The organism is Paraburkholderia tuberum STM678 (genome assembly GCF_902833905.1).
In the GTDB taxonomy this organism is placed as follows: Bacteria; Pseudomonadota; Gammaproteobacteria; order Burkholderiales; family Burkholderiaceae; genus Paraburkholderia; species Paraburkholderia tuberum.
Window position 1 is genome coordinate 171721 of sequence record NZ_CADFGP010000009.1, and the last position, 26354, is coordinate 198074.

At 60.8% G+C, this 26354-nt stretch carries 24 protein-coding genes; 16 read left to right on the forward strand and 8 right to left on the reverse strand.

Annotation, left to right across the window (positions count from 1 at the left end; all coding sequences use genetic code 11):
- Positions 1-695 precede the first annotated feature (695 nt).
- The 4 genes from HWY30_RS10530 to HWY30_RS10545 form a co-directional block, all read right to left on the reverse strand.
- Complete coding sequence (locus tag HWY30_RS10530) at positions 696-1688, reverse strand: sugar-binding protein (protein ID WP_090805965.1); 993 nt, start codon at positions 1686-1688, stop codon at positions 696-698.
- A gap of 213 nt (positions 1689-1901) precedes the next feature.
- A complete protein-coding gene (locus HWY30_RS10535; protein ID WP_090805964.1) occupies positions 1902-2840 on the reverse strand; it encodes an ABC transporter permease in 939 nt (312 codons plus the stop codon).
- 113 nt (positions 2841-2953) lie between these two features.
- A complete protein-coding gene (locus HWY30_RS10540; protein WP_090805962.1) occupies positions 2954-3694 on the reverse strand; it encodes an ATP-binding cassette domain-containing protein in 741 nt (246 codons plus the stop codon).
- Between the two features lie 468 nt (positions 3695-4162).
- Entirely contained in the window at positions 4163-4597 is a 435-nt protein-coding gene (locus tag HWY30_RS10545; protein ID WP_090805961.1) for a MarR family winged helix-turn-helix transcriptional regulator, read from the reverse strand.
- Between the two features lie 472 nt (positions 4598-5069).
- On the opposite strand from HWY30_RS10545, the gene HWY30_RS10550 reads away from it, so the two are divergent.
- Entirely contained in the window at positions 5070-7004 is a 1935-nt protein-coding gene (locus HWY30_RS10550; protein WP_090810060.1) for a chloride channel protein, read from the forward strand.
- A complete protein-coding gene (locus HWY30_RS10555; protein WP_090805959.1) occupies positions 6988-7242 on the forward strand; it encodes a hypothetical protein in 255 nt (84 codons plus the stop codon). The genes HWY30_RS10550 and HWY30_RS10555 overlap by 17 nt, the downstream gene beginning before the upstream one ends.
- Positions 7243-7270: 28 nt before the next feature.
- Here HWY30_RS10555 and pal read toward each other — a convergent pair whose 3' ends face one another.
- Both pal and HWY30_RS10565 read right to left on the reverse strand, forming a co-directional pair.
- Positions 7271-7768, reverse strand: a complete 498-nt coding sequence (gene pal, locus HWY30_RS10560) for a peptidoglycan-associated lipoprotein Pal (protein WP_090805958.1) — start codon at positions 7766-7768, stop codon at positions 7271-7273.
- Between the two features lie 352 nt (positions 7769-8120).
- Positions 8121-8399 (reverse strand): hypothetical protein, encoded by a 279-nt coding sequence (locus tag HWY30_RS10565; RefSeq protein WP_143037191.1) that lies wholly within the window; start codon positions 8397-8399, stop codon positions 8121-8123.
- Between the two features lie 518 nt (positions 8400-8917).
- Here HWY30_RS10565 and HWY30_RS10570 point away from each other — a divergent pair.
- From HWY30_RS10570 to HWY30_RS10630, 13 genes are all read left to right on the forward strand, one after another.
- Positions 8918-9304: a hypothetical protein gene (locus HWY30_RS10570; protein WP_143037190.1), complete on the forward strand. Its 387-nt coding sequence runs from the start codon at positions 8918-8920 to the stop codon at positions 9302-9304.
- 531 nt (positions 9305-9835) lie between these two features.
- Positions 9836-11092, forward strand: coding sequence for an ABC transporter substrate-binding protein (locus tag HWY30_RS10575; RefSeq protein WP_090805956.1), 1257 nt, complete (start codon positions 9836-9838; stop codon positions 11090-11092).
- Positions 11093-11208: 116 nt separating this feature from the next.
- Positions 11209-12078 carry a branched-chain amino acid ABC transporter permease gene (locus HWY30_RS10580; protein ID WP_090805954.1) on the forward strand — a complete coding sequence of 290 codons (870 nt, stop codon included), beginning with the start codon at positions 11209-11211 and terminating at the stop codon, positions 12076-12078.
- 53 nt (positions 12079-12131) lie between these two features.
- Positions 12132-13025 carry a branched-chain amino acid ABC transporter permease gene (locus HWY30_RS10585; protein ID WP_244168782.1) on the forward strand — a complete coding sequence of 298 codons (894 nt, stop codon included), beginning with the start codon at positions 12132-12134 and terminating at the stop codon, positions 13023-13025.
- Positions 13022-13771 (forward strand): ABC transporter ATP-binding protein, encoded by a 750-nt coding sequence (locus tag HWY30_RS10590; protein WP_090805951.1) that lies wholly within the window; start codon positions 13022-13024, stop codon positions 13769-13771. Before HWY30_RS10585 ends, HWY30_RS10590 begins: the two co-directional genes overlap by 4 nt.
- Positions 13768-14496 (forward strand): ABC transporter ATP-binding protein, encoded by a 729-nt coding sequence (locus HWY30_RS10595; protein WP_090805950.1) that lies wholly within the window; start codon positions 13768-13770, stop codon positions 14494-14496. Before HWY30_RS10590 ends, HWY30_RS10595 begins: the two co-directional genes overlap by 4 nt.
- A gap of 244 nt (positions 14497-14740) precedes the next feature.
- The gene (locus tag HWY30_RS10600; RefSeq protein WP_090805948.1) at positions 14741-16342 is read left to right on the forward strand and encodes an APC family permease; all 1602 of its coding nucleotides are present in this window, start codon (positions 14741-14743) and stop codon (positions 16340-16342) included.
- Positions 16343-16866: 524 nt separating this feature from the next.
- The gene (locus HWY30_RS10605) at positions 16867-17598 is read left to right on the forward strand and encodes a YfdX family protein (protein WP_090805947.1); all 732 of its coding nucleotides are present in this window, start codon (positions 16867-16869) and stop codon (positions 17596-17598) included.
- Positions 17599-17973: 375 nt separating this feature from the next.
- The gene (locus HWY30_RS10610) at positions 17974-18297 is read left to right on the forward strand and encodes a DUF1840 domain-containing protein (RefSeq protein ID WP_090805945.1); all 324 of its coding nucleotides are present in this window, start codon (positions 17974-17976) and stop codon (positions 18295-18297) included.
- A gap of 647 nt (positions 18298-18944) precedes the next feature.
- Positions 18945-20108, forward strand: coding sequence for an MFS transporter (locus HWY30_RS10615; protein WP_090805943.1), 1164 nt, complete (start codon positions 18945-18947; stop codon positions 20106-20108).
- A 95-nt stretch (positions 20109-20203) separates the two neighbouring features.
- On the forward strand, positions 20204-21496 hold the full coding sequence (locus tag HWY30_RS10620) for a chloride channel protein (protein WP_090805942.1): 1293 nt from the start codon (positions 20204-20206) through the stop codon (positions 21494-21496).
- Positions 21497-21539: 43 nt separating this feature from the next.
- Positions 21540-22199, forward strand: a complete 660-nt coding sequence (locus HWY30_RS10625; protein WP_090805940.1) for a hypothetical protein — start codon at positions 21540-21542, stop codon at positions 22197-22199.
- A 327-nt stretch (positions 22200-22526) separates the two neighbouring features.
- Entirely contained in the window at positions 22527-23405 is an 879-nt protein-coding gene (locus tag HWY30_RS10630) for a DUF4396 domain-containing protein (protein ID WP_244144863.1), read from the forward strand.
- 562 nt (positions 23406-23967) lie between these two features.
- Here the strand turns inward: HWY30_RS10630 and HWY30_RS10635 are convergent.
- Together HWY30_RS10635 and HWY30_RS10640 are read right to left on the reverse strand one after the other, a co-directional pair.
- Complete coding sequence (locus HWY30_RS10635) at positions 23968-24135, reverse strand: hypothetical protein (RefSeq protein ID WP_176078873.1); 168 nt, start codon at positions 24133-24135, stop codon at positions 23968-23970.
- Between the two features lie 135 nt (positions 24136-24270).
- The gene (locus tag HWY30_RS10640) at positions 24271-25176 is read right to left on the reverse strand and encodes an NmrA family NAD(P)-binding protein (protein WP_090805935.1); all 906 of its coding nucleotides are present in this window, start codon (positions 25174-25176) and stop codon (positions 24271-24273) included.
- A 238-nt stretch (positions 25177-25414) separates the two neighbouring features.
- On the opposite strand from HWY30_RS10640, the gene HWY30_RS10645 reads away from it, so the two are divergent.
- On the forward strand, positions 25415-26326 hold the full coding sequence (locus HWY30_RS10645; RefSeq protein ID WP_090810058.1) for an AraC family transcriptional regulator: 912 nt from the start codon (positions 25415-25417) through the stop codon (positions 26324-26326).
- The last annotated feature ends 28 nt before the right edge of the window (positions 26327-26354 follow it).

The window sequence follows — 26354 nt, forward strand, 5'->3', positions numbered from 1 at the left end:
ATCGCGGCACGCCACTGGCGAATTGCGCAACCGCTACTTTTCCCCGCTCGTCGAAGTGCTTGAGGCCGTCAAGGCCTGTTTCCGACACTGGATCAGGTCAAACGAGATTTTGCGAAGATTATGCTGCATTATTCAAGACGCTCTGTTTAGTTATCGCGACCCAGCGACATTTGGCTCAAAAGCTGTGATTTGCAGGAGACGAACTATGGGCTACTGGGCTTATAAGGAGGTTCGGTCCATGCATTTCCTTGGGACTCGGTGCTCGCCGTGCAGGATTCGCTCAGGCGGGCTGGCCTGTGGTTGCTGCAATGCGGAGACGCCGGGTCATTTGACCAACGTCAAAACCCTGCGGTGCAATGAGAAGAACGTGAGAGAAGTCCAGGATGCGAAGCTTATCTGATGCTTAGCGACGTCATGTTTGGGATGACTGAACAAACCGGAGCGATGCTTCGAGCCGTGGGATTTCTCATGTAATCAGCGTACTCCTGGGCAACTTAAGGCGGAGGTTAACGATGCGCATCAACGGCGAAGGTGTCGAAGCGTGCATTGTCGGCGCGCTATTGGTGTTCAATGCCGCGCCCGGCCTCTTTCAGGAAGAGCAGGCAAATGGTGTCGTCGATGCATTGAGGCAGCGCAGAGTCGGCTCGGTGTCGATCCGGCTCGCGCGTTATCGTGATGATGTGGGCCGCCGGCCTTCAATGCTTCAGGCAAGTGTCGGCGTTCTTCCATGTGCAGACGTCGAGTCCGGTGTGAATGACCGGAGGTACCGACTTCCCTTCCGCGAGGTCACGCATGACCATCGCGGCGCGGTAGCCCATTTCCTCGGGCCGCTGGCCGACGAGCACATTCACCTTGTGTTCCTTGAGCGCTTGCAGTTCGGGCCCGAGCGTATCCGCCGAGACGATCACGAACTTGCCGTTCTTGATCTTGTCCATTATCGGCGCGACAACCTGCGAATAGGCCTGCGGCGCAAAGAGAGGCCAGCCGCCCGCTAGCAGAAAGGCGTCGAGACCGGTAGGGTGGGCGGTCAGCGTGTCCTGCATCATCTGGTTCGCCTTGGCGGCGTCGTCGTTCACGTAGAGCGGACAGCCACTGATCTCATGCCAGCCGTTCTCGCCAGCGAGCTTCGTGATCCCTTTCTTCCCGGAGAGCACATCGCGCGCGCCCTGGGCCCGCTGGTTGATGTTCTCCGCTGCCGGATTGCCCATCACCAGGCAGACATTGCCGCCTTTCGGCATCAGCATCTTCAACTGCTCGCCAAGCTTGGCGCCCAGTTCGTAGTTGTCGGTGCCGACATAGGCCTTGCGCAGCGACGCATCCTTCGGCAGCAGATCGGCATCCGCGGTGATGATCGGGACCGATCCGCCGCGGCGGCGCAGCACCTCCGCCACAGCCGGCGCGTTCGCGGGCGAGATCGCCATGCTCGCGACGCCCTTGGTCAGCAGGTCGTCGATGATCTGCACTTGCGCGCTCTCGTCCGCGGCGGTCGCGGGACCGGTGTAGTAGCAGTTGTAGCCTTCCTTGTTGAGTTCCTTGTTCGCCCGTTCGCATCCTTGATGCATGAGGTCGAAGTACGGGTTGTCGAGACCCTTCACCACCAGCGCAAGGGTCTTATCGGCCGCGAAGCCAGAGGACGCCAGCATCGCGAGTCCTCCAGCCGCGGCAAGACACATCCACAGTTTCTTCATTGCTTCCTCCTGTTCGGCGCCGGCTCTACGGTGCCCATGTGGGCCTACACAGTCTTCATAACGATCCAACGTCAGGCCCGAAATCGGAACTCGGCCTTGGAGCGGATCCTCGCGGTCTTGTGAACCCATGCGTGCGGCAGTTCCGCGCCTGATCCGGCCGCACCCGCTTCCCGCGGCACCGGCCGGGAAGCGGCCGGCGCGTCCAACGACATTTCAATCTCCTTGCCGCTCGCCACCGAGCCTGTTAAAGAGCACCGCGACGACGATGAAGCTGCCGACGACCGTGCCCTGCCAGAACGCGTCGACGCCGAGCAGGATCAGGCTGTTGCGGATGACCTCGATGAGCGCCGCGCCGACGATCGTGCCGAAGGCGCTGCCAACCCCGCCGATCAGATTGGTCCCGCCGACCACGGTAGCAGCGATCACACGCAGTTCGTCGCCCGTGCCGAGGCCTGTCGTCACCGCGCCTAGCCAGCCGACTTCGAGAATCGCCGCGACGCCCGCCATGAGGCCGCAGAGCATGTAGACGGAACAAACGATGCGGCGCACCGGTACGCCGGTGAGAGTCGCCGCATGACGGTTGCCGCCGATCGCGAACACATAGCGGCCCCAGCGGGTCCAGCCGAACGCGAACCAGAACAACAGCCCAAGCAGGATCAGGAACCACACCGGATTGGCGACGCCGAGCGTCGCGCCGCCGCCGAGCGCGAGGAGCTTGCTGCCGTCGGGGCCGAAATCGAAAATGGTCCGGCTGCGGGAGATCACGAGTGCGAGGCTGCGGCCGACGCTCAGCATGGCGAGCGTCACGACGAAAGGCTGCATGCCGAGATACGCGATGAGCAAGCCGTTGACGAGGCCGACCAGCCCGGCGGTCAGTAGTCCCATGCCGATACCGGCCCAGATCGGGTAGCCCGCGTTCATGACGACCGAGAGCACGATACCGCTGATGCCGATCGTCGAGCCAACCGAAATGTCGATGCCGCCCGTGACGATCACCGCCATCATTCCCAGCGCCACGATGGCGACGAAGGCGAAGTTTCGCGTAACGTTGAAAAGATTCTCGGAGGTCGCGAAGGTCGAGGTCGCGAAAGACAGGGCGATACAGGCGACGATCGTTGCCAGCACGACCCAGAACACCTGGCTTGCGAGCATTCCCGACCAGCGAGTATGCGTCCTCGCGGACTGTGGATCATCGAGCAATGGCGGGGTTGTAGGGGGCCTTCGCGGCGCGTCGTTCAATGTGGTGGCTCCGATGCGAGGCAGGTTCAGGCAGCGGCGATGGCGCCGGTGATCAGTCCGGTCACTTCTTCCGGGGAGGACTCTTCGGTCTTCTTGTCCGCGACCTTGCGCCCGCGCCGCATGACAACCACCCGTTGGGCAACGGCGAATACGTCAGGCATGCGGTGGCTGATGAGGATGACGGCGATACCGTGTTCGGACAGGCGTCTGATGAGATCCAGCACCTCGACGACCTGGCGCACACTGATCGAGGCGGTCGGCTCGTCCATGAGGACGAGCCTTGCTTCCGAGAGGCGCGTGCGGGCGATGGCCACCGCCTGCCGCTGTCCCCCCGACATTTGCCTGACGAGGTCGCGCGGGCGCGTCTCGGACTTCAGTGCCTTGAACAGTTCACCCGCACGCCGATACATGGTCGCGTGATCGAGCACGCGGATAGGCCCGAACCCGACCCGCGGTTCGCGGCCAAGGAAAACGTTGGCGGCTGCCGTCAGGTTGTCGCAGAGCGCGAGATCCTGATAGACGACTTCGATGCCGCGCGCGCGCGCGTCGACCGGCTTGTTGAAATGCACGGGATTTCCATCGATGAGAATTTCGCCGTGCGAAGGTGGAAAGTTGCCGGCGACGACCTTCACCAAAGTCGATTTCCCGGCCCCGTTATCGCCCATGAGCCCCACGACCTGACCTGGCTCCAGACTGAGCGTCACGTCGGTCAGGGCCTGAATGGCGCCGAAATGCCTGGAAACGCCTCTGAGCTCAAGAAGACTCATGGACAGTCGTGCTCGCTGGAGTGGGGGCGTCCATGGCATTGGCCGGACGGCCAGTAGACACGCGAAGGAAGTAAATATTTTTTAGCGCACGATAGGGCATTTAGCAAGGCACTTTGGCCACCTGTCGAACGTGCCGCCGAATCGGAAGGCGCGTCCAGTGCGGCTGCGCACGAAGCGGCGAGCGGTGGCCGCTGAGGGGCGTCGAGCCGCTCGCGTCCATCGGAAAATGTCATCCAGCGGACTTCGCGCCACAGGCGCCGCTCCTGGCATGACAAGTACGATCGCCCCAATTAAGCCAGGCCTGAAAGCTTCTGGCGCGTCCGTGCGAGGGTAATCACCCATTAGCCCAAGCGGTCTTGGATGTCTTGAGAATGGATCGTACGGACACGGGCTAAAGGGCTGGCACGCAGAGATCGTCGCTGGCGCGCCGGCCGTCGACGAACGCTCATCCCTGGCGCCGCTGCAAGATCACCAATCTGGCGATTTGGCCGCTCCGCCAACCAGTGGTGTCTGTTGAACCTGAAACTGCCCCAGCGCCCAACCGAATGACTCGATTTCCCGCTTATGCAGCATCGCGAGCTTCAACAGGCACCGCTCGCCTTTTTCCGTCAGGTGGACCTGCACGAGTCGCCGGTCGGAAGCGTCGGGGCGACGCTCGACGAGCCCGGCGGCTTCGCAGCGGGACACGAGCGCCGCGGTACCGTTGGGCGCTGCCTGCAACCGTTCAGCCAGTTCGCCGATACTGGCCCAGGAGCGCTCGGGAAATCCCCTGACGTGAAGGAGCATCTGATATTGCAGAGGCGTGACTCCTTCCGCGTGAGTAATTTCTTCCGAATATCGCAGGAACCTGCGTAACTGGTAACGGAATGCGGACATGGCTTCGAGATCCTGCTTGTTGGGCATGCCGACCCGGATGTGCGGTGATGTTTGCTTCACTTTGCTACCTGTCTCGTTCGGAACATGGACCAGGCGCCTGAAACCGGATTCTCTGCAGCCTTGCTGAAATCCTGTTGCTCTATCGCAAAGCGCACCGGCAATGCGGCGTGACGGGGTGACAGCGCAAAATCGTATCAGATGGATTGCGTGCCCGCGCCGGATCTGGATGCGGTGAACGGTGGGTGTTCCGTATCGCCACGACCATCAAGGTTGGTGAACACGCGTTGATAGGACTATAGTGCATGGCACGGCATGACATGATTGCCGAGGCCTGTCTACCCGGTCGCACCGACCGATTCAGGCGGGCGGTGCGATGTTCGATCATCCCCCAAGACCGCTCGGCTTCTTTCTGCGGGGACCTTGTATTGCGTGCATGGGACCGCTCGAGGCTCCCGCGCCGAACGATGACGCGGTGTTGTCATGCGAGGAGAGGCGGGATATGGCCCCCACGAAGCTCGACGGCAAGGAAGGAGATTCGGCGCCTCCTGAAAACGCGCAAGAAGTCGTGAAGCCGCTCGACCTCTATCGCATGAGCATGCTGGGGTTCTGCCTCGGGATCGTGACCGGTTTTGGCGCGGTCGTGTTCAGGATGCTGATCGGCACTATCCATAATGCGGCGTTTCTCGGACGCCTTTCGCCGCTCTACGACGCGAGCCAGTTTACCCCGCCGTCGCCGTGGGGCGCATGGGTGATTCTTGTGCCGGTAGCAGGCGGCTTCGTGGTCACGTGGCTGGTAAGCCGCTTCGCACCGGAAGCAAAAGGGCATGGCGTGCCAGAAGTGATGGACGCGATCTATTTCGGGGGCGGCGTGATCCGTCCGGTCGTGGCGGTCGTCAAGTCGCTCGCATCGGCGATCGCGATCGGCACCGGTGCGGCGGTGGGCCGGGAAGGTCCGATCATCCAGATCGGTTCGGCAATGGGCTCGACGCTGGGTCAGTGGCTGCGGATGCCCGCCAGTCAGCGGATCATTCTCGTTGCGAGCGGCGCGGGGGCCGGCATTGCCGCGACGTTCAATACGCCGATCGGCGGCGTGCTGTTCGCGACCGAGCTGATGATGCCGGAAATCAGCGTGGGGACTTTTCTGCCCGTCGCACTGGCAACGGGCACCGCCACGTTCGTGGGACGGCTGTTCTTGGGCGGAGCAGCGGCTTTCCTGGTTCCCCCTCAGCTCGGAGCGCTCGATAACCATCTCGCGAGCGGCTTCACGCTGCTGCTTTACGCGCTGCTCGGGGTCGTGGCCGGCGTGGCGGCCGCGTTTCTGATTCGCGGATTGCACTGGGCGGAGGACGCCTTCGATCGCGTTCCGGGGCGTTTTGCGCGCCACGCGCTCGGCATGCTGTTCGTCGGCGTAATGATGTATCTGCTGATGCGCTACGCAGGCCGCTACTACGTGGAAGGCGTGGGCTACGCAACGATCCAGGCGACGCTCAATGAACAGTTGCAAGGTGGCCTGTTCCTGCTGCTGCTTGCGCTGTGCAAGATGGCCGCGACGTCGGTTAGCCTCGGCTCCGGCTCGTCGGGCGGCGTGTTCTCGCCGTCGCTGTTCATCGGCGCGACGTTGGGCGCCGCGCTGGCGTCCCTGTTCCATCTGCTGGTGCCGGCCGCTCCGGTCAGCGTGCCTGCATTCGCGATGGTCGGCATGGGGGCGGTGGTCGCGGGCGGCACGGGTGCCGCGATGACGGCAGTGGCGATGATCTTCGAAATGACGCGCGATTACGACATCGTGCTGCCGATGATACTTGCGGTTGCGTTCAGCATCGGCACCCGCCGGCTCCTCTCGCGCGAGACGATCTACACGATGAAACTCGTCAGGCGCGGTCATGTCATTCCCGATGCGTTGCACGCCAATATGTTTCTCGTGCAGAACGCGGGGGCGATCATGGAGGCCGACATACTGGTGCTCGACGTGGAGGTCCCGTTTCGCGATCTCCTCGATCGCATGGGCGTCGCGCCGTTCCGGCACATCGTCGTCACGAAGGCAGGCATGCTGTACGGCGTGCTGCGCATCAACACCGGCCTGCGCCGCGCGGTCAGCCATGACAATCCGACGGTCACGATCGGGCAACTCGCGAATCGCAACTTCATCGTCGTGAAGCGATCCGATGCGGCGTTCGAAGTGATCAGCGAACTCCGGCAGCGCCGCGCGGTGATGGCGGTGGTCCTCGTCGATGCCGCTGTCGATGGCGCGTTCGACGTGTCCGGCGTGATTGCGAAGGAGCATATTGCGGACGCCGTCGCCCGCAGTATCGATATTTTCCAGCCCCGGGCTCGCGGCAGGACCGCCACGCCGATGCAATCCGTGCGCGTCAACGACGCTTCGTATGCCGTGCACGGCAGGGGTCTCAAGGTGAGCGACCGTGAAGCTGAAAACTGAGTGGCGGACGTTGCGCGAGCGGCTCAAGGCCGCGGTGCACCTTGCGGATTCCGGGAGCACACGGGAAGACCGTTCGCCCGACGCAGCCCCCGACCCGCGCGAGTGGGTGATCGTCTATCGCACCGAGCGCGGGTTCTGCTGCATGTACCGGGGCGAGCCGGTCGAATTCGACGAGATGCTGGACGTGCAGATATGGTCGGAGGAAGAGGACGTGCGGCTCTGGTACTTCGGGCTTTGAACTGGTCCGCGGGTCGTGCGCTGCGCAATTAGCGGTACACCAGGTCGGCGCGGCGATTCTGCGACCACGACGCCTCGTCGTGCCCCAGCGCAACCGGTTTTTCTTTGCCCAGGCTGACGGCTTCCAGTTGCGTCCCGGGCACGCCAAGCGTTTCCAACTCACGCATGACGGCCTGCGAGCGCCGCTCGCCCAGGGCGAGATTGTATTCGGTGGTGCCGCGCTCGTCGGTGTTGCCCTGTATCAGCACATGCTGGGACGGATGCCGGCGCAGATAGTCCGCATGTGCCTGGAGTAGCGCCTGATAGTCATCCCTGACGCTATAGCTGTCGAAATCGAAATAGATGCTTCGCTTTGCAAGCGGACTGTTGGGATTGTTCAGTTCGTCGATCGTCGAGGGACTGGTACTGAGCGCCGACGCATTGGCAGCCTGGCCGCTCGATGTGACCGTTTGCGGCGTTTTCGTTTCATGACATCCGGCGAGCAGCGCGAGCATCACGAACGTGAGCCGGATCGTGCATTTTTTCATTCTGTCTCCCAGAAAAGTGACGACGTGGAGCAGGGCAGTACGTCGAGGGAAGCGACGTCTTGAAGTCTATGTGGCGTTTGCGTGGTGTGCCTCCGTATTTTCCCAGGCGATGCCGCCATCGGAGCAGCCGCCGTTATCTCGCGAAGGTCATCTGAATGAACTCCTGCCGTGTTCCCCCTTCCTGGTTTTCCGAAGAAGGTGCAGGAATCGCTTGAATAAATGTCACAACGTGCTTATCCTAGGGGCTAGTGGTGTGGGACCTGGCGTGCCGATATTGCATGTTATGGCGTATGGTCCGTCAGCAAGCCCACTCGTTTTCAGGCGACAGAAGGCGATTCCCCTCCGCCCAGCTTCACGGCTGGGCTTTTTTTTCGTTGATCCCTATCTGACGTTGAATCCGTCTGCCACTTTCTTCCGCATCCTGGACAGAAGAACGCTGCAACATGTTCGGCGGCTTTGGTTCCACTATGGAATCTTCTGGGTGGGCCCGTTGGTCACCGCTCTCGTCGCAGTGCTGGAAGCGCATCTGATTGATGCAGATTGTGACATATTGCGGCGTGCCGACGATCCACGTCGGCGCATCGCTGATGCTTAACCTGCGGCACTTCCATCCCGCGCGATTTCGGACCATCCGCTACTCGCCGTCGCGGTGCTGCTGATCGGCGTCGTCTCCGGGTTGGCAAGGCCTTCGTGATTGTCATCGCGATGATCAATAGGAACGCACTGGTCATTCGCTGATGGCGACCGCGCTGATTGCCAGCCGCATTTCGAGGGTTTTTGCGCCACCACTTTGCGAGGCACGGGCGGAGCGTTACAGATATATCGGCATGTAGTACTGGATTTCGGATGGGCCGCTTTGAGGCGAGCGTTGCCTTGCGACATCCATACAATGAAGTTGTTCATGGCATATGCGCTGAGTTTGCGCAAATTGTCGGACAGAGGCTGGGACAAGGCATGCGCGGCCGCTGCGGGGCCATATCCGATCATCGGGGGTAAGCACCGGGTGCGGGATCCATCGGTGCGCTGCACTCGCAGATAGGGAGTAAACACAGATTTATTTGGCAGAGGCCACCCGCTATCATGCAGCGACTGTGCCGTGAGGCGGCAAGTTCCAAACGTCTGAATTCTGAAGTGACACAGCGATCATTCATGAAGTCTGCGCCAGACTCATCAAAACTCCTTCGCAAGCTCACCAAGGCCGTGCTGTTGGTCGCGACAGCCATTTGCGGCAGCGTGAACGCGATGACAGGTGATCGTATGCTGGACGAGTTAGTGCCGCTGGATTGCTCTGGTCCATGGGCCAAGATGAGGTCTTCGAGCAGAGGCTCGACCTCTGAGGCAGTATCCTCTCCAACGACACCATGGTATCCGGAGCGCGCCGATCCGTATTCCCGGTCTTCTTTGGCGGACATATCGCTGGCAGCGCACGGCGAAATCCTGGCGTTTGACGATGCATACACGCCGTCACGCAATGCGTTTGGCGCAGGAAGTTTCGCACTCAGCGCGTTGGGTTTCGGGGCTTCGAGCCTCGATTAATCATCTCAATCGCGGTAGCGAGGGCCGTGGCTGGTCTTGCCTGATTGTGGAGGGGAACTCACCCATTCGAAATCGGCCATCTCTGTAACGGACGCCGCGCACGAAACGCCGATGTGGTCCCACAATTTCGCGTTCGCTTTGGCGCAATCTTTGACAAGCGGATCGGTTGCGAGCGCGACCACTGCCTACGATGCTGCCAGATCTCCCAACACCCGGCGCGAGCATCGGAGTTGTTCCAGATGCCTCAATAGAGGAAGGATTCTTCAGAGTGGAGATTTTCCCGCGTCTCTTTCATGCGCATCCCGGGACATTTACTGAAGCGCTTTACCCGCGCACCGCGCCGGTGTGCGTTGAATCACCGCGATAGACCGGCTGGCACTCAGACGTTTCGTTACATCTCATGGAATTATGTCATATCGTGCACTAACATTTGATATGCGTTGGAAATCCGAAGCGTAGAAATCGGAACCAGCTTTCCCAGGAGGAGAGCGCGAGCATTGCTCGGACGTGTCCATTCTGTGGGAGACCGAAATGGGAAGACTATCGACCGCGGGCCGACGGCATCGCCGGCTCGTACTGAAGGCTGCTGCCGCAGCCGGAATTGCGCAGATCGGCGCACCCTTCATCATCAAGGCGCGCGGAGAGGTTCCAATCAAATTCGGGCTCGACGACCCGCTGACAGGTACCTATGCCGAACTCGGCAAGAACGAGCAAATGGGTTGCGAATACGCGATCGATCAGATCAATGCGCGCGGGGGCATATTGGGTCGTCCGGTTCAGCTCATCGTGGAGGATTCCACCAGCGCGGATACTGGCGCTGCTGTACAGAAGGCGCGCAAGCTGATCGAACGTGACAAGGTGGACTTCCTGCTTGGCAATGTCAACTCGGCCATGGCGCTTGCGATCGGGCAGGTTTCAAACGAATTGAAAACACTGCACATCGTGACGGGTGGGCATACCGACGCCGTGACCGGTAAAGATTGTCACTGGAACGTCTTTCGGGTCTGCAATACGACGAGGATGGAAACCAACTCGGTATCGAAGGTCCTGTTCGACCGGTACGGAAAAAAATGGTTTTTCATCACTCCAGATTACGCATTTGGCCACACCTTGCAACTCGGCTTCGAGGCGAGCCTGAAGAAGTTCGGAGGGGTGGAGGCTGGAGCCGCGTTGGCGCCGCTTGGCACCACCGACTATTCGTCATATTTGATCAAGGCGCAGGCTGCCGATCCTGACGTCATCCTGTTTCTTACCGCAGGTCAGGATGCTGTCAATTCGCTTAAGCAGGCGGTGCAGTTCGGCCTTAACAAGCGTTTCCACATCGCCGGGGCGCAGCAGGAACTGGAGGTGCTCGAGGGCTTGCCGCCGGATGCGCGAATCGGTACGTGGGTATTCGAATGGTACTGGGACCAGCCCAACGTACCCCACGTAGCGGAATACGTGGCCGGCATCCGTAAGAAGGCCGGGAGAGTGCCGACTGCCAGACACTGGTTCGGGCACGTCGCTGTCAATAGCGTTGCACTCGTCGCTAATCAGGAGAAGACGCTTGACGCGGTGAAACTGGCGCGGGCGCTCGAAGGCTTCAAGTTGCCGCCGGACGTAGGGCTGATGCCGGACACACCGTTCTATCGGGCCGGCAACCATCAGCTCATGCCGGATCTCTATGTGGGACATGCGGTAGCGCAGGGACCTAGACCTGATGATTTATTCCACGTCGATCAGCTGGTAAAGGGCATCGACGCGGCGCTGCCGGTCAGCGAAACCGGCTGCCGTCTCACATGGGCATGACCGGTTCGGGGAGCCAGACAGGGGACTGAGTGCCTAATGATGTCGCGCTGCCGCAACTGCCGCGCGACCGATGAGCCGGGACATCGGAAGCGGACGTCGGCAGCACAGGTAACGGTATGACGCAATTGATCCTGTTCAACGTTTTCAACGGTATCGTCATTGGCGCGTTTTACGCGCTAATGGCGCTTGGCCTGTCGCTGATCCTGAATCTGAGCGGTGTCATCAACTTCGCGCACGGCGGATTCCTGGCAATTGGCGCTTACCTCGCCTACACGATCATGCCGTATGTCGGCTTTTGGGCGGCGCTTGTTATTGCCCCCTTGCTGACGGCTGCTCTCGGACTGCTGATCGAGCGGGTACTGATTCGCCGGCTGTATGGAAGAGATCCCCTATACAGTCTGCTGCTCACGTTCGGGCTCGCGTTTCTGCTGCAGGACGGTAGCCGCTATATCTGGGGGCCTCAGACATTGCCATACCAGATTCCGGACGCGCTGAACCGGCCATTGACGTCCTCGTTCTTCTTTCTAACGGGCTATCGTGTGTTCATGGTCGTTCTGGTTGTGATCGTCGTGGCGGCGCTCTTCATGTTCCTGAAGTTCACTCGATCCGGCATTCGTATCCGCGCTGGTGTCGGAGACCTCGAAACGGTCGCGACACTGGGCGTGAATGTACGGTGGCTTCGCAGCATGAATTTCGGCCTCGGCATCTTTCTCGCGGGGCTGGCTGGCGTACTGGCAGCCGGCATGCTCGGACTGCAACCGACCATCGGTGATTCGCTCATCATGCCGAGTTTCGTTGCGATCATCGTCGGGGGACTGGGCAGCCTGCCGGGTACGCTGCTCGGCGGCATTCTCATTGGCGTCGCTTCTGGCCTGACTTCTGTCTTTTTCCCGTCCGCGACCGAAGCGGTGATTTACGTCCTGATGGGGCTAGTGCTGCTCGTACGTCCGCGCGGACTGTTGGGTGAGGAAGGGAGGGTCCAGTGAGATCATCACTGCAACTCGCGGGGGATGCGGCGGTCTGGCTGGCGCTCGCAGCCATGCCGTACTGGATCACCTGGCTCGGCGGCTATACGGCACTTGGTACACGCGTAGTAGTAATGGCATTGGCGGCGATGGCGCTCAATTTTCTACTCGGTTTTACTGGCGTGTTGTCGTTCGGTCACGCGGCATATTTTGGTCTCGGCGCGTATGGCGTTGGTATGACGATCCGTTATCTGGTGCCGAATACGCTGCTTGGTATCGTCATTGGGGTCGCGGCCGGCACGCTGGCGGCGGCGCTCATCGGCGCGCTGATTGCCAGGCTTCGGGGCGTCTATTTCGCGATGGCGACGATCGCATTCGGCCAGGTGTTCTACTTCGTCGCCTTTCGCTGGAACGCCGTGACTGGCGGCGACGATGGGCTCTCCGGATGGCATCGCATGCCTCTCCACTTTGGCCAGCAGAGAATCGACATTCTTGGCAACAGCACCGTGTTTTACTATTTCGTTCTGCTTTGCTTTGCCGTGTCGGTTGCCGTCATGACTGCGCTGTTGCGCTCTCCGTTTGGCCGTACGCTTCTGGCGATACGCGAGAACGAAAAGCGGGCGCGCTTCCTGGGGCTGCCGGTGGAGCAGCATATCTGGCTGTCGTTCGTGATCTCCTGCTTTTTCGTGAGTTTTGCCGGTACCTTGTACGCGCTACTCAATAACTTCGCCGATCCGCATGATCTGCGGTGGGACCAGTCAGGCGATTTTGTGATCATGGCCGTGCTGGGGGGAATGCGCTCGTTGTGGGGACCGCTGATCGGCGCGGCCGTCTTCGTGCTGGTTCAGGATTACATCTCCACACGGACTGAGAACTGGATGTCGTTTATCGGCCTGCTGTTCATCCTCGTCGTTCTGTTCTTTCCCCGTGGCGTGCTGGGCATCCGGACGGGCGGGGTGCGTTCATGAGCCTGCTCGTAGTCGATCACGTATCTCACCGGTTCGGCAATCTTCGCGCGGTTAGCGATGTTTGCCTGACTGTGGAAGCCGGTGAGCTTCGCGCGGTAATTGGACCTAACGGTGCAGGAAAGACGACGTTCTTCAATCTGATCAGTGGGTTCTTTCCGCCTACGTCGGGGCGTATCGTGTTCGACGGACGCGACGTGACCCGGCTTGCGCCTCATCGCCGCGTTGCCATGGGAATGGCGCGGACTTTCCAGATTACGGAAGTTTTTCCTGAGTTGTCCGTTCGCGATAATCTGCGGATTCCGGTCGAACTTCGGGCCGGGCACAGGCTCTCGCCGTGGCTATCGAGGGCGGCGCGCGCGACCGTCAACCACCGGCTGGAAGAATTGCTCGTGCTCGGCGGACTCGAGCAGCGTGCGCGCCGGTTGGTGGGCGAGCTGTCGCTTGGCGACCAGCGAGCCACGGAAATCATCATGTCGCTCGCACTCGAACCCAGGCTCCTGCTCCTCGACGAACCGACCGCGGGGATGGGAGATCAGGAAACCTACGACGTGACGCGACTGATACGACGCCTGCACCGCGATCGATCGCTGACGATGATTCTGATCGAGCACGACATGCGCGTCATCTTCCAACTGGCACAGCGCATCATGGTGCTCGCCGAAGGCAGGATTCTGGCAGAAGGAACGCCGGAAGAAATCACCGGCAATCAAGCCGTGCAAGCAGCCTATCTGGGAACAGCAAAATGAGTGCCCTGGTTGCCGAGGGACTGCAGACCTGGTACGGCAAGAGCCACATTCTGCATGGCGTATCGGTGGACGTTGACGACGGCCAGATTGTCGCCCTGGTAGGGCGCAACGGCGCCGGCAAGACGACAACCATGCGAAGCCTGATGGGATTGACCCGGCCACGCGCGGGAAGGGTGAGCATTCTAGGCCGCGAAACGACCGGCTGGCCGCCAGACCGGGTCGCGTCGCTCGGTGTCGGATATGTGCCGGAGGGTAGGCGCATATTCGCGGGTCTCAGCGTGGAAGAAAATCTGCTTGTGCCCAACGGGCGCACCGGTCCTTGGACGATCGCACGTGTGTTTGAGCTTTTTCCCCGGTTACGCGAGCGTCGGAACAGCAAGGGCCGGCAACTCTCCGGAGGGGAGCAGGAAATGCTCGCGATCGCACGCGGCCTGCTGCTCAACCCACGCGTACTGCTTCTCGATGAGCCGTCTCAAGGTCTCGCACCGCTGATGGTGCGGGAAGTGTTTGATGTTATCGTCAGAATGCGCGCCGAAGGCATGTCGGTGCTTCTGGTTGAGCAGAACGTTCGAGCGGCTGTCGAGATTGCCGACGCGGCTTGCGTGCTGGACGATGGTCGGGTCGTTTTTTCCGGATCCGCGCGAGAACTTGCGCGCGACGAAGCTCGTGTGCGTACTCTGGCCGGGGCCAGTGCGAGCGATTGGCGCATGCTCGACGATGCTTGAATCGCATGAAGCCATGCACGAATTTGAAATGGCACAGTGTGAACTAACGCTCGTCGAAGCGCACGGGCATTTCCAAGCCCTTTAATTGTCGCTTCGGTTCACGGCGGGAATTTTATCGCCGTTTATGCGGTCGAAGCGTTCAGGATGAGCCGTTCATGTATGACGGTGCGCGGATGCGCACCGCCTCTTTCGCGCAACGCCGGTTCAAAAACCGAACTCCGGGGCAGGCGCAAGGAGACCAGAAATGAGCACGATTTCCGACCTGACGCTATCGGGCAAACTGCGTCGCGATGCTGGGATAGTGGGGTTGCTGTTCGCAAGCACCACTAGCATGATTGGTTCAGGGTGGCTGTTCGGCGCCTACCATGCATCGAGAATAGCCGGTCCGTTGAGCATAGGCAGTTGGGCGCTTGGCGCTGTCATCATCATGCTGATTGCGCTATGTTTCGCGGAGCTTGCCGCCGTTTTTCCTCGTAGTGGGGCGCTGGTTCATATGAGCCACGCGAGCCATGGCGACGGACTTGGAAGGTTGTGGTGCTGGCTGCTCTTCCTCGCCTATGTCCCGGTGCCTGCAGTCGAAGCCGAAGCAATCGTCACTTATGCAAGCAACTATCTGCCATGGCTGATCCGTCCTGGCTCCGCCGGGGTGCTGAGTTTGGCGGGCTTCTTCGTGTGCGCCGGTTTGCTCGGAATCACCGCGCTGCTGAATCTGATGGTGATCAGATGGCTGCTCAACGTCAATTCAACCATTACGTGGTGGAAAATTCTGGTACCGATACTGACCATCGTTGGCTTGATGGCAGCGAGCACCCACTGGGATGTCGTGCGTGCGGCGCCTGACACCTACAAGCTCTCCGGCATGTTCACGGCACTTCCCGCAGCAGGTATCGTTTTCAGCTATTTGGGCTTCCGTACTGCGATCGACCTCGGCGGCGAAACGGCCAATCCACATCGCGACATTCCGCTAGCCGTGATTGGCTCGGTCGTGCTCGCTGCAGTGGTTTACATCATGTTGCAAGTGGCCTTTATCTGGGCGCTGTCGCCGGTCGATCTCGCGCACGGATGGGCACACCTCAGCTTCAAGGGGGAAATGGGACCGTTCGCTGGACTTGCCGCGACGCTCGGGCTCGGCTGGATGGCGACGCTTCTCTATATCGACGCCTATATATCGCCTGGCGGCACGGGGCTGATGTATGTAACCGGCGGATCGCGCGTCCTCTTTGCTACGGGCGAAATGGAGGCCGGTCCCCGCGTGCTGACAAAGCTGAACCGCAACAAGGTGCCATGGCTGGCGGTTCTCGTGATGTGGGTGGTTGGCACCATTTTCCTGCTGCCGTTTCCTGCATGGCAGAAGATGGTCGACTACATTACGTCGGTTACGGTGCTGACATATGGTCTTGGTCCGGTCGCGTTGCTGGTGTTGCGCCGTAACCTTCCGGAACTGCATCGTCCATTTCGCATGTGGGCCGCGCCCGTGCTGGCGCCAGCCGCATTTATCTGCAGCAACCTCGTAATATATTGGACTGGCTTTGCAACGAACACCTTTCTGTTTGCGCTGGTGGCGATCGGTTTCGTACTCTACGCGGCGTACTACCACATCGTCTTGCGCAAAGCTGCGAAAGACTTCGGCTGGAACAACATTGCGTGGCTGTTGCCGTGGTTTGGGGGCATCTGGTTATTGTCGTGGCTCGGCGGCATCGGTGGCGGACTCGGTGTGATCGGATTCGGTTGGGACATTCTTCTAGTGGCGCTCTGGAGCGTGATCGTGATGAGGCTCGCAATGCGCTGCGCGTTGCGCGTCGAGCAGACGCGAGCAATGATGGAGCGAATGGACGCGACGAGTTGACTGGCAACGCCATCGTTCAGCGAGGGAGGAGTCAACGGAAGCTCGATCCGTTAGCGGGGCGCTTGAAGGGACTACCCGAGTACCCGCCTGAACTGCAAGCCAGACTTCCAACGGTGAGATCTGGTCAGGGAGTCGCGCTCATGTAATGAGCGGCGATCGAGCAAGACTTGTCTAACCGGAAGCGACGGGCAGAATGAGCGCCCTCTAACGCCGATGATCACGAGTATGTGCGATGAACCTGACGTCATTGCGCATCAGAAGCGGCAGTGGTCGCTTCGCGCTGCTAGCACATCATGCGAACGCTAACTGGCGAGGTCCGGTTCTTCGCACTACCCAGTGCTGCCGCCTTGCGTCCGGATGGCTCCTTATTAAGCGTCCTTTAAGCACCACGGCCTAGCTTTAAAGCGTCAACTGTTCGAAGTTCAAGCCCTGTGAAAGTCTCGCATGCCATATGCGCCGCCGATGTGAGCGCGCAAGGCCGCATGCGACGTCTGGAACTGGACACTCGCTGAGGAGAATGAACCATGAAAAGGCATCAGGTTATCGCTGTCACGTGCGCGTTGCTCTCCGCCGCCTATTGTGGTGCGACCGTGCAGGCCGCCGAGTCCCCGCGGGCCGTCGCGTCGGACATGGGCAAAGTCTCGGGGAAAGGAAACGAGGCCTTCCAGCAGATCGAACTTGCGCGACTCGCAATCTTCAACGGTAACGGTTCGGAGGCCGCCACGCTTGTAAAAGCCGCCCAGAAATCACTGCAGGAAGCGCAGGCTGACAATACTGCTTTTACCAAGGCTGAAAAAGACTTGAAACTTCCACCCACGGCTTCCGGTGCGCCGCATGTCCAAGCGGACGTCGCTCACGCTTCGCAGGAGCTGACGTGGCTTCCAGTTGGCGCTGACGTAACTATCACCGACAATCTCGCCCAGTCTTCCGAGAAATCCAAAGCGGTGGCATCCGCGAATGAGCACATCAAGCAAGGTCAGCGGGATCAGGCGCTCAACGCCCTGAAGGTCGCGAATATCAACGTTGCCTACACCATGGAACTCGTTCCGCTAAAACTGGTGATCGCGGACGTCAATGACGCTGCGAGGCTGATCTCTCATCACCAGTACTATCAAGCAAATGACGCCCTCCGGCAGGCGGTGGCGAGCGTGCGGTATGACTGGGTCGACCTGGACGCCATTCCTCAGCACGCACAAACCGCACAAATGGCTTCGAAGCCTGCCGAGCATCCCGCCTCGTCCGCGAGCGCACGATGAATCTGTCCGCGATGCCAAAGCGTCCCTGGCGGTACAGAGGGACAATTTAGCGTTAGCTTATTCTGGAGGGTCATCACGCCCCCAAAGAGCAGTCGATCATGGCATTTATTGCCTCCGCTTATGCCACAACACAACGAACGTCGTGCGCAGCTAATGAGCGCTGCCCGCGAGTTAGATTCATGTCGACCTGCCTGCGCGCCGGTAAGGTATGGTCCGCGCATCTGATCTTTATATAGCACAATGTGACACATTGGCCTACACTTTGGATATCGAGATTAGCGCAAGCCTCGTTGCTGGTTATAAGCGTCGATTGCATCAGGCGGCCGTCTCGGCGGCCGTCGCAACGGCACAGTTGTCGTTCGCGGAGAGGTCTGTATGCTTGTTACGTTCAAGTGCCGTTCAACTCCGGACGTCGTCATGCTGCGGAACCTCGCGGAATATCTCCTCGCAGCCATTGGTAAGCAAGTCGCCACTCGTGGCGTCATCAGCCACGACGAACTGGGTACGGTGATAACGCGACTTGAACGCGCTATCGAAGATCAGGCACGCACCGAATTAGCCCTCAACGTCCTCCATCACGTGCCGAACGACCATAGTTCAAACAGTGCGGCCGCGACCGTCGAACATCGCGCCTGGCCATTGCTCGACATGATGCGCGAGGCCCATCGCCATGGCGACGATATTCTCTGGGGTATTTAGACCGTTGGAGCGCTGAGGTGCCGGCGCATGTCTTCGTTATTGCGAGACAGCGCCGATGCCGTTGTCAGCGCAAGAGCGTTCCAGGGGATAGACGCGATAAGTCTGCAGATGCGACCTGACGTTCATTAGCGACCTGCCGCATCGGACCAATAATTCTCGACATGTCGCGAAGCTAAATGATTGCGATCCGACGTAATCTGCGCGAGCGGTAAATCGCGCGTGCCCTTCGTCATGCGGCCGTAGGACGAGAGGTCTGGCCGCATTCGACCCGCTTCCGGGAGCGGGAGCCCTCGCAGCGCTCAGGGTTCCAATGACCGTCTGGGGATCGTTGAAGGCCGCATAAAAGAGAGAGCACGCCGTCCCAGATCACCAGGGTCTCAAGCAGCACGCCGGCTGGCTCACGAGCCGGGTTTTAAGTTTCGTTTAAGTTTTCGCGTCTAAATTCCTGGAAATGTCATGTCGTGCCATAATATTGCACCAGGCTTTCAGCGGGTGCGGCGCGGAATCGCGTGACTTCGACGTGTCCTCAGCTTGCCGGTCAAGCACGTCCGACTGCGGCATCGGCAGCTATCTTCACCCAGCGACTGCTGGGTTTTTTTTTACACGATATGAGCGCAACTTCCACATCGGCCACTTCCCGCTCGCGCATGAGTGCGCTCGAGCTGCGAGCGACGCTGTCGCTCGCCGCGATCTTTGCACTGCGCATGCTCGGTCTCTTCATGATCATGCCGGTGTTTTCGGTGTATGCGAAAACCATTCCCGGCGGCGACAATCTCCTGCTGGTCGGCATCGCGCTGGGGGCGTACGGCGTCACTCAATCGCTTTTCTATATCTTCTACGGCTGGGTTTCCGACAAGGTTGGCCGCAAGCCAGTTATCGCGACGGGTCTCGTAATATTTGCGATCGGCAGCTTCGTCGCCGCGGGGGCGCACGATATTGTTTGGATAATCGTCGGTCGCGTGATCCAGGGAATGGGCGCCGTTTCCTCCGCGGTGCTCGCTTTTATTGCCGACCTCACTGCCGAGCAGCACCGCACAAAAGCAATGGCGATGGTGGGTGCCTCGATCGGCATTTCTTTTGCGGTGGCGATCGTGGGTGCGCCTCTGGTGTTCCACTGGCTCGGGATGAGCGGCCTGTTCTCGCTGGTCGGCGCGCTCTCGATTCTCGCGGTGGGCGTGGTGATCTGGGTCGTGCCGGATTCGCCGAACCGGCCCGTCCACTTGCGGGCGCCATTTGCCGAAGTGCTCCACAACGTCGAGCTGCTGCGCCTGAACTTCGGCGTGCTCGTACTGCACGCCACGCAAACGGCGCTGTTCCTTGTGGTGCCTCGCCTGCTCGTCGACGCAGGGCTGCCGGTCTCGTTGCACTGGAAGGTCTATCTGCCGGTCATGGGTATTGCGTTCGTCATGATGGTGCCGGCCATCATTGCCGCGGAGAAGCGGGGGAAAATGAAGGCCGTGGTCGTCTCTGCAATCGGTCTGATCCTCATTGGCCAGCTATTGCTTGGCTCGCTCGAACATACACTCGTTATCGTGCCCGCCGTCCTGTTCGTGTATTTCCTCGGCTTTAACATCCTCGAAGCGTCGCAGCCCTCGCTCGTCTCGAAGCTCGCGCCGGGCGATCGGAAGGGTGCGGCCACGGGCGTATACAACACCACGCAGTCGATCGGCCTTGCCCTCGGCGGCGTGGTTGGCGGCTGGCTTCTAAAACACGATGGCGCGAACGCGGTGTTTTATGCGTGCTCCGGGCTCATATTGTGCTGGCTCGCAATCGCGTTCAATATGAAGGTTCCGTCACCGCGGAAAGCCTGAGTCGCGCTTCTGGCGCGAAATGCAGCCCGTGAGGGCGTCGCCGGAAAAAACCCAGAAGAAAAACAGGGGAACAGATCGTGCGCATTCTCGCGCTGATGGACCGTCGAAAGCTGCAGCGCATCAACCGGTTATGGCTCCACTATGGCGTGTTCTGGCTGGGGGCGATCGCCGTAGGCCTGGTCGCGGTGCTTTACGCGAAGCTGATCGATTTCGGCTACGCTGTGTTCCTTCGCTATGCGGCTGACTGGTTCTGGCTGCCTCTGATTGTGGCGCCCGCAACAGGCGCCGTTACGGTGTGGCTTACACGGCGCTTCTTTGACGGTTCCGAGGGCAGCGGTATCCCCCAGGTGATCGCCATGCTGCACGGGCCGAACGAACTCGGGCCACGGCTGCTCACACTGCGTATTCTCGTTGGAAAGATTCTGGTCTCGTTCCTGGCCCTGCTCGGTGGCTTTACCATCGGCCGCGAAGGTCCGACCATTCATGTTGGCGCCGCCCTGATGTTCAGCCTGAGACGCTTTTACCCGAGTCGTTTTCTGGCGATCCGGCCGGGCGTGCTGGAGCGCAGACTCGCGCTCGCGGGTGCGGCCGCCGGTTTGTCGGCGGCATTCAATGCTCCGCTCGCAGGCGTGGTGTTCGCCATTGAGGAACTCATGCGCAGCTTCGAGCAGCGCGCGAGCGGCGTGCTGATCACGGCAATCATCTTCGCTGGCGTCGTTTCACTTGGGCTGCAGGGAAACTATGTGTATTTCGGCACGATCGATATCGGGTCGGGATTGCCCCGATGGCTCAGCCTCGCCGTGGTGCTGATCGGTATCCTTGCGGGCGCGCTAGGGGGATGCTTCTGCTGGCTGTTGCTCAACACGAAGCGCTGGATGCCCGAAGTTCTGCTCGAACTGCGCGTGAAGCGGCCTGTGCTATTCGGCGCGCTATGCGGCCTGGTCATTGCGCTCGTCGGCGTGAGCGCCAATGGCCATACATTTGGCAGCGGCTATGCCGAAGCGCGGAGCATGCTGGAAGGCAGCGCGCATGTCAGCGCGGCATACCCGCTCCTGAAGATGGTCTCGATGGTGGGGTCGTATCTGCCAGGCGCGCCCGGAGGCCTGTTCGCCCCGTCGCTCGCGATCGGGGCTGGCATCGGCAACACGGTTCACATGGCGTTCTCGCAGATCCAGCTTCCGATGCTCATCGCGCTCGGCATGGTCGGCTATCTGGCGGCGGTCACCCAGAGCCCAATCACGGCGTTCGTGATCGTCATCGAGATGATCAACGGGCACGCGCTCGTTATCTCGCTGATGGCCACGGCGCTCATCGCGAGTCGCGTCTCGCGCTTTTTTGCGCCACCGCTGTACGAGGCGCTCTCGGAGCGTTATCTGCGCAAGCCGTGAGGCAAAGGCGACGGTAGGTCGAACAGACATCGACGGAGTTCATATGGGGATCGCAGACAGAATCGAAAAGCGTCTATTGGGCATGGCGCGCGTGCTATGTCTGATCGCGCTGGTTGGCGCCATCCTGGCGATGATCGCATTAATGTTTGCGCTTGGCGTTCCGAGGACGGCAGCTGTTATCACAGATCCGCCCGTCAGCGCGAGCGAGGTACTCTCTTCGATAGCGGGTTCGGAGGCGGCCAACGACGGTCTGAAAATCGGCAGCGCGAACGGCAACGCCATGGCGGATGTCGCTGGCGCCGCGGGATTAATTATCCCCGCTCCGCTTAATGCCCTGTTGAACCAGAATAATGCAAGCCAACCGCTGCTCAAGGCGTGGCTCGAGCGTATTCCCCAAGCCGACCGACAGCAGTTCCTGGATGAACTGTCCGACGTTGTTGCGGCTGCCGGGCAGCACGCTGCCACGTGGGAATGGGACAACCGCGAGCGGTATGTTGCAGCGGCCATGGATCAGTATGCCCGTGTCAAGATTGGGCGGATTGATGCGGCCCAAAGCGCCGTTCAGGCGGCAGAGGGCAAAAACGCTCAGTTCGGTTCGTCGCTGGGAATTCTTCTCGCGTTGACAGGTTTCCTGACTTTGCTGCTCCTGCTCACAGCGATCGAGCGCAATACGCGTAACAGCGCGGTGAAAAGACAGGAATGAGCTGGCGCGACTTGAGATGGGATGCCGATGTAAGGTGTTTTCTGTTGCACCAGCTGTTCTGAACCGGCGCGACCTCTCGCCACTCGCACAGCGCGGGCCGGAGACGCACGCCGGATTAAAGTCGAGACAGGTGGCGCAGTCGCTCCTCTGACGGCAGAGTCGATCGCTCGACCTGCTGGTTTGATCTGTCGGAGCGTTTCGGAGGCCGCGCCAACGCGAGGCCAAACTCACTTCTTGCGATTCTGACCGATGGCCCGGGCAACGTGCCGAGCGGGATCATCGCTATTCTCTGATCGTCCTTTTCGCGCCCCGGCGACGTGCTTAACGATGCATCGCGACCGTTCGGTTGACCTGCAATCTCGCTTGGTCATCAGGAGACCTGTAACCCGGCGTCTGCCCGAATCCAGCCGTTGTTCATCAGCCAATCTTGCAGAGCCGGAACGGCAGTTGCTCTTCTGTGCGCTATTTGTGCAAAGCCTTTCAAGACCAACGATGACTTACGGTACTTTTCCAGCCTGGCTCCATAGTCTGTCAATCGCCTGGATTGTGTTAGGCGTGGTGTGTGCCGTCATCATTGTGACTGACGAGGTAAGACATCCGCAGAAGATGTGGATCATGAGCCTGGTTTGGCCGCTGACCACGCTATTCGGCACAGTTCTCTGGCTTGCTGCCTATTATGCATGGGGACGCAACGTGCTCGCCGCCGAAGCTGGCGATAAAACGCAACCGTTCACAGTGATCGTGATGAAAGGCACTAGTCATTGCGGCGCTGGTTGCACACTCGGCGACATTGTTGTCGAATGGTCAGCGTTTGCGTTTCCAGGGTTGGCGGTGTGGTTCGGATGGCACAGCGTATTCAACGAGAAAACTTTTGCCGTCTGGATCCCAGACTTCATGATCGCCTTTCTGCTAGGAATCGGTTTTCAGTACTTCACCATCAAGCCGATGCGCGACCTGTCAATTGGACAGGGCGTGATCGCTGCAGTCAAAGCGGATATTGCCTCGATAACCGCGTGGCAGATTGGCATGTATGGAGCAATGGCGATCATTCAGTTCCTATGGTTCAAGCCGGTTTTTGGCGGCATCGCGAACGTGACAAGTTCGGAGTTCTGGTTCGCCATGCAGATCGCCATGCTCGCGGGCTTCGTAACGAGCTACCCTGTGAACTGGTGGCTGATTCGTTCCGGTGTGAAGGAGAAGATGTAGACCAAACCCTCAGCGAAAAGGGCGCTGATGGCGACAGGCAAAATCGCAACTGACGTGAAGGCGGTCCCACAGCCTCACCTCCGTTCCGCGTCCAGAAAATACCCATTGACCGCATGAAATCCGCCGCGCTTCGGAGCGGGTTGATCGCCACTGCTCTGTTCGCTGCGCGTGCAGGTCCGCCAGCGCGAACCGACGCTTGCCGGCGGAATGTCACAGCAGACCGATCGTAGCTAGCGCGGCTACGTAGCGGCGCTGCATTAAGACCTCAGCTGGTGGTTGTACCTTAAAAGTCGTCGTTGTGGTCAGAGAAGCTCGAACCCTGGTTCAGGGTTGATCGCGTTGAAAAAGGCCGTGACCCGACTGTATCGCTGACGGTATCAACCTCTCAGTGGTCCGGCGTAAGCGTTGGCGTAGGTTTGTACGAGAAGGCTCGCCCGCGTCACCATTTCGACGAGAACGAGTAGACCGCCTCGATAAGCGGGTTGGCGGCGGCTAGCGGTGCTTGCCACCAGGCCAGCACCTTCAGCGCCGCTTGAGCCGCCCGCGGCTCATGACTGAGAACCTAGAACACGCCGAAATCGTCATTGCTGTCGGGAATCGCGGCGAGCAGGTTGGCAAGCGCGCGCCAGCCCGTGAAGCTCGATAGCCTTATCGCTATGCGCAGCCAGCGCTCGGCGCGTGAGCTCGGGTGCGTTGACGGTGTTGACGCTACGCACTGCATCCGTCGCATTGCGTTTTTCGTTGATCTGGCGTCGATCGATGCGCGAAGCAACGGGCAGGTCTGCATGCTGTCTCTCCAGTGTTGAACGCCTTCGACGCTGTTCGCGCCGCGCCACGCCGTCCGCTTGCCCTACATCCACGCGGATCACCGCGCCGCCGCTGCCGTACCGGCCACGCCCGATAGCAGCGCCCTCAACACCTGTCGCAACGTGGTGGCGCCGAAGCGTCGCTCGCTGATATTCGCCTCGACGTCGATGCGTCCAGCGTTGTGCGCGTCGTACAGATCGACGATCAGTTGGGCGTGCCGCTCGCCGAGCCCGGCGCCGCGCAGCACGGCACTCCATTCGTCGCGCGGCACCCGGTGGGCGATAACCGGCCGCCCGGACAGTTCGGCCAAGGTACGCGCGACGTCGAGCGCGCTTACCCGCTCTTTCCCTTCGATACTGACCACCCGTGGCGTCGCGCGCGAAGGCCCTTCATCGAGCAGCAACTGCGCGGCAAGCTCGCCGACGTCCTGCGCCGCGACGGTCGGAAACAGCTTGTCGAGCGGATCATGCAGACTCGGCAGCGCGCCCCGGCCGAGCGCGACCGGCAGCACGCGTGCCCAGTTCTGCATGTGCTCGGCGGCGCGCAACAAGATCAGCGACGACGCGACGGTGCGCAACTGCGTTTCGAGGTAGTGGAACAGCGTCGTGATGCCGGTGCCATCCGCGTGCTCGGCGCCGTAGTCGGACAGCGCGAGGAGCCGCGGTGGCGCGCTCATGCGCAAAGCCGCGACGCCCGCGTCGATGATGCGCCGCATCGCGGCCGCGGGATCGTCATGCGCTCGCGGCACCGGACAGAGCCATTGCACTGCCTGCGCGCCATCGATCGCGCGCGCGACCAGCTGTGGGTCGTTCAGGTCGGCGATCGCGAGCTCGCAGCCGATTGCCGCGAGCGCTTCGGCTTGCGTGGCGTCGCGCACCACCGCGCGTACCTGGTGGCCCGCGCGACGCAAGGCGGTTGCGCTCGCGTGTCCCACGTGACCGGTCGCTCCGAGAATGACGAACACGTTGTGCTCCTTTTGAGGATCGCTATGACGTGATGGTAGGGACGCGGTGCTCGCGAGGCGCTCAGATCTGGATGACTTTGCGCAGATCCGGATGATTTTTTACGCCGATGCCGCGCAGGTCGCGCGAATCGCGTTGGCTGTTCGCGAGCTACGCAATTCCGTCACGCCGGCGAACCTGCCAGAAACGCCGCACAATGCAGGCATCTCGCCGTCATTCAGCTCACTCAGGAGACAAGCGATGAACGCCGTCACCCCGATGCCCGCGCCGGCGCCGCACGGCGGCTCGCGCATCGCCGTGCGCACGAGCAGGGCGCTTGGCTGGCAAGGCTTCGGTGCGGAGCTGGTCAACGTGTCGGCCGGTTTGCATCGGATGTCCGCGTTTCGCCATCATCGCGTGGGCGTGCACGTTGGTGCGCCGGTGACTGCGCGCTGTCTGTGCGATGCGCGCCGCCACACGCGGATTCAAGCGCACGGCGACGCCGACGTGATCCCCGCGGGGCTCGAAGGTCAGTGGAACGATGACGCCGCCTGCACGATTTTCAGCGTCTGGTTTGCCGAGGACTTCGCACGACGGACCGTCGAGCAACTCGCATTGAACTCGGCCGACGCGCAGCTGCGCCCGCGCTTCCAGATGCGCGATCCGCGCTTTCAGCATCTCGCCTGGGCGCTGCGCGCGGAGCTCGAAGCGGACGATGCGTCCGATCCGCTCTACGCCGAAAGTCTGTGTACGGCGATGCTGGTGCGTCTGATCGGCGTCGAAGCCATGCCGGGCAACCTGCGGCGTACGCTCGCGCCGCGCACGGCCGCACGTGTGATCGAGTTTATCGACGCGCATCTCGATCAGCGTCTGACGCTCGACGAGCTCGCCGCGCAGGCGCAACTGAGCGTGCCGCATTTCAAGGCGCTGTTTCGCGACACGCTCGGTGTGCCCGTGCATCAGTACGTGGTACAGCGCAGGGTCGAGCGCGCGCGAACGCTGCTGCTGCAGGGACGCCTCAGCGCAAGCCAGATCGCGCTCGAAACGGGCTTTGCGCATCAGAGCCATATGGCGCACTGGATGTCGCGTTTGCTCGGTGCAACGCCGCGTGAACTGCGCGGCGCCGCGCGCGATGACACGGCCATGTCGGGGCAGGAGAGGACACGACGTTGATGCGCGAACCGCGCGGCGCGGAACCCAT